Below are 267 nucleotides of genomic sequence, written 5' to 3' on the forward strand. Positions count from 1 at the left end.
GGCCGGTGGTCGAGGATCGAATCGACGAGCGGACGCAACAGCAGCGTCACCCGCGCGGCCTCCCCGAATTCGCCCGAGACCCGCAGGGTCAGGGTCTGCACCGTCGCGACGTAGAGGGCCTGCGCGGCGCCGGGTGTCGTCCCGAGCTCGGTGAGTTCGTCGGGATCCGCGGGCAGGGAGGCGTGCAGGATCGAATGTTCGTCGTGCATCTGTGTGAACAGCGCGCGACCTGCCTGGACCGACGGATGGTCGCCGAGCTCCTGGTCG

1 pseudogene is annotated in these 267 nt (G+C 69.7%); it reads right to left on the reverse strand.

Annotated elements, in window-relative coordinates:
• Positions 1-267: pseudogene (locus NVV99_RS26535) on the reverse strand (helix-turn-helix transcriptional regulator); the annotation flags it as partial.

Origin of the sequence: Rhodococcus sp. PAE-6 (assembly GCF_025290685.1) — a bacterium.
GTDB lineage: Bacteria > Actinomycetota > Actinomycetes > Mycobacteriales > Mycobacteriaceae > Rhodococcus > Rhodococcus pyridinivorans.